The 2,641-nt window shown below is 75.0% G+C and carries 3 protein-coding genes; all 3 read right to left on the bottom strand.

What is annotated here, in order from left to right:
- Positions 1 to 562: condensation domain-containing protein (locus tag HMPREF0731_RS13135; protein ID WP_007004637.1), on the bottom strand; the 562-nt coding region annotated here is incomplete at its 3' end.
- On the bottom strand, positions 555 to 818 hold the full coding sequence (locus HMPREF0731_RS13130) for a phosphopantetheine-binding protein (RefSeq protein WP_007004636.1): 264 nt from the start codon (positions 816 to 818) through the stop codon (positions 555 to 557). The genes HMPREF0731_RS13135 and HMPREF0731_RS13130, both read right to left, overlap by 8 nt.
- Positions 819 to 833: 15 nt before the next feature.
- Positions 834 to 2,462 (bottom strand): (2,3-dihydroxybenzoyl)adenylate synthase, encoded by a 1,629-nt coding sequence (locus HMPREF0731_RS13125; RefSeq protein ID WP_007004635.1) that lies wholly within the window; start codon positions 2,460 to 2,462, stop codon positions 834 to 836.
- Positions 2,463 to 2,641 lie beyond the last annotated feature (179 nt).

Raw genomic sequence — 2,641 nt, 5'->3', positions numbered from 1 at the left:
CGCGGTAGGCCGCATCCGCCTGCACGGCGGCGGCGAAGGGCGCCAGCGCCGGGCCGGGCTCGGTGCCGCCGCGCCGCGCCGCGTAGAGCGCGCCGACGCGCTGCATCAGCAGCCCGGTGCCATAGCCGTCCAGCACCAGATGATGCGCGCGCTGGTACCAGAGATGGCGCGTGGGCGAGAGGCAGTAGAGCCGCTCCGCCGCCAGCCCGCCGCGCGCCGGGTCGGCGGGGCTGTCCATGTCGCGTTGCATGGCCTCCCGCGCCGTGGCCAGCGGGTCGGGCGCGGCGGAGACATCCACCACCTCCAGCCAGGGCCGCAGCGCCGGGTCGGGCCGCTGCACCACGCCGGAGGATGTCTCGGCGAAGCGCAGGGCCAGGCCCTCCGCTTCCGCCACCATGCCGTCCACCGCAGCGCGGAAGGCGGCGCGGTCCAGCGGGCCGTGGATGTCCAGATATTGCCCGGTGTTGAACACCGGGTTGCCCGGATCGATCCGCTGCGCGAACCACAGCCCCTCCTGCGCCTCGGTCAGCGGCAGGGCGGCGGGGCCGGGACCCTCAGCCATGGGCGCGCCGCGCCAGGGCGCGTTCCGCCACCGCCCACCAGGCGTCCACGCTCAGCCGCTCGGACAGCTCGGAAAATTCCAGCGGCAGGCCGGCCTCGGCCCAGCGCGTCACCAGGTCGATGGCGCGCAGCGAGTCGAGGCCGAGATCGGCGAGGTCCTCGTCATCGGTGAACTCGCCGGGCGCCAGGCGCAGGGCCTGGGCGATGTCGGCGCGCATCCGGGCGCGGGTCAGGGGCGGGGGGGCGGCGTCGGCCATGGCGTATTGTCCTGATCAATCGGAGGTGGGTTCGGCCAGCAGCCGGGCGCGCAGCCGGGCGCGCAGCTCGCGGCGGCTGATCTTGCCGGCGGCGGTGGTGTCGAAGGCGTCCACCAGCACGATCTGGTCCGGCACCTTGAACTCGGCGATGCCGCGGCCGCGCATCCAGGCGCGCAGCGCCGGGGCGCGCGGCCGCTCGCCCTGCGGGATGACGAAGGCGCAGCTGCGCTCGCCCAGGAAGTCGTCGGGCACCGAGACCACGGCGGCGTCGAACACGTTCGGATGCGCCAGCAGGTGGTCCTCGATCTCCTCGGCCGAGATCTTCTCGCCGGCGCGGTTGATGTGGTCCCCGGCGCGGCCCTGCACGACCAGATGGCCGGAGGGCAGGCGGCGCACCACGTCGCCGGTGCGGTAGAAGCCGTCCGGCGTGAAACTGCGGGCATTGGCCGCGTCGTCATTGTGGTAGGCGCGGATGGTGTAGGGGCCGCGCGCCAGCAGGTAGCCGGGCGCGCCCTCCGGCACCGGCTCGCCCAGGTCGTCGACGATGCGCACCTCGTCATCCGGGCTGATCGGGCGGCCCTGGGTTTCCAGCACCAGCTCCTCGGGGTCGTCGAGGCGGGTGTAGTTCACCAGCCCCTCGGCCATGCCGAAGACCTGTTGCAGCCGGGCGGGCAGGGCGTCGCGGACGCGGCGCGCCGCCTCCGGCGTCAGCTTGGCGCCGCCCACCAGCAGCACCGAGAGGCTGGACAAATCGTGCCGCCCGGCCGCCGCCGCCTGCGCCCAGAGCAGCGCCAGCGGCGGCACCAGCCCGGTGATGGTGACGCGCTCCCGCTCGATCAGCGGGAAGGCGGTGCCGGGGCTCGGGTCCGGGCTCAGCACCACGCGCGCGCCGGCATGCAGCGCGCCCAGATGGCCGGGCGAGCTCATCGGGAAATTGTGCGCCGCCGGCAGGGCGACCAGGAACACGCTCTCCGGCGTGACGCCGCAGATCGCGTTGCTGGCGCGCACACTGTAGAGGTAGTCGTCATGCGTGCGCGGGATCAGCTTCGACAGCCCCGTGGTGCCGCCCGAGATCTGCAGGAAGGCGACGCTGGCCGGGTCCGGGTCGGGCGGCAGCGCGGCGCGGTCGCCATCGAGGCTCTCGAAGGCGGTGAACTCCGCCGCCTCGCCCAGCATCACCACATGCCGCAGCCCCGGCGCCGCGCGCAGCAGGTCGCGCGCCAGCGGGCGGTGATCGAAGCCATCGGTGCCGCGCGCGGCGGCGATGTAGGCGCTGGCCTCGGATTTGGCGGCGAAATGCGCCAGCTCGGTCAGCCGGTGCGCCGGCAGCGCGTAGACCGGCACCAGCCCGGCCAGGAACAGGCCGAACACGGCGGAGAAGAATTCCGGGATGTTGCCGAGCTGGACCACCACCCGCTCCCCCGGCCGCAGCCCGAGGGCGAGGAAGCCGGCGGCGGCGGCCTCGGCGCGGGCGTGCAGCCCGGCATAGCTCCAGCGCTGGCCGCCGCCGATGATGGCGATGGCGTCCGGCCGCTCGGCGGCGCGCTGGCGCAGCAGGCCGGGGAAGGTCTCGCCCCGCCAATGGCCGGCGGCGCGGTAGCGGGCGGCGAAATCGGCGGGCCATTCCTGTCGCAGAGGGATCACGTCCGGGGTCCGTGGCTGGAGGGTCAGGTCGGGGGGCTGCCGGCGGGCATGCGGCCCGACGCCAGCGCCAGCGCGTCGGCCACCGCCGCCGGCACCATGCTGCCATGCGTCTCGCCCTCCACCCGGCGGAAGCCGACGCGCAGGCCGGGGAGGGCGGCCAGGGCGCGCGCCGTCTCCAG

The organism is Pseudoroseomonas cervicalis ATCC 49957 (assembly GCF_000164635.1).
Lineage (GTDB): Bacteria > Pseudomonadota > Alphaproteobacteria > Acetobacterales > Acetobacteraceae > Pseudoroseomonas > Pseudoroseomonas cervicalis.
This window is presented reverse-complemented; position numbering and strand designations above follow the sequence as displayed.

What these genes read in the sequence shown, in the direction of transcription:
- HMPREF0731_RS13130 (WP_007004636.1), bottom strand. Translation starts at nt 818, where the DNA reads ATGGCCGACGCCGCCCCCCCGCCCCTGACCCGCGCCCGGATGCGCGCC.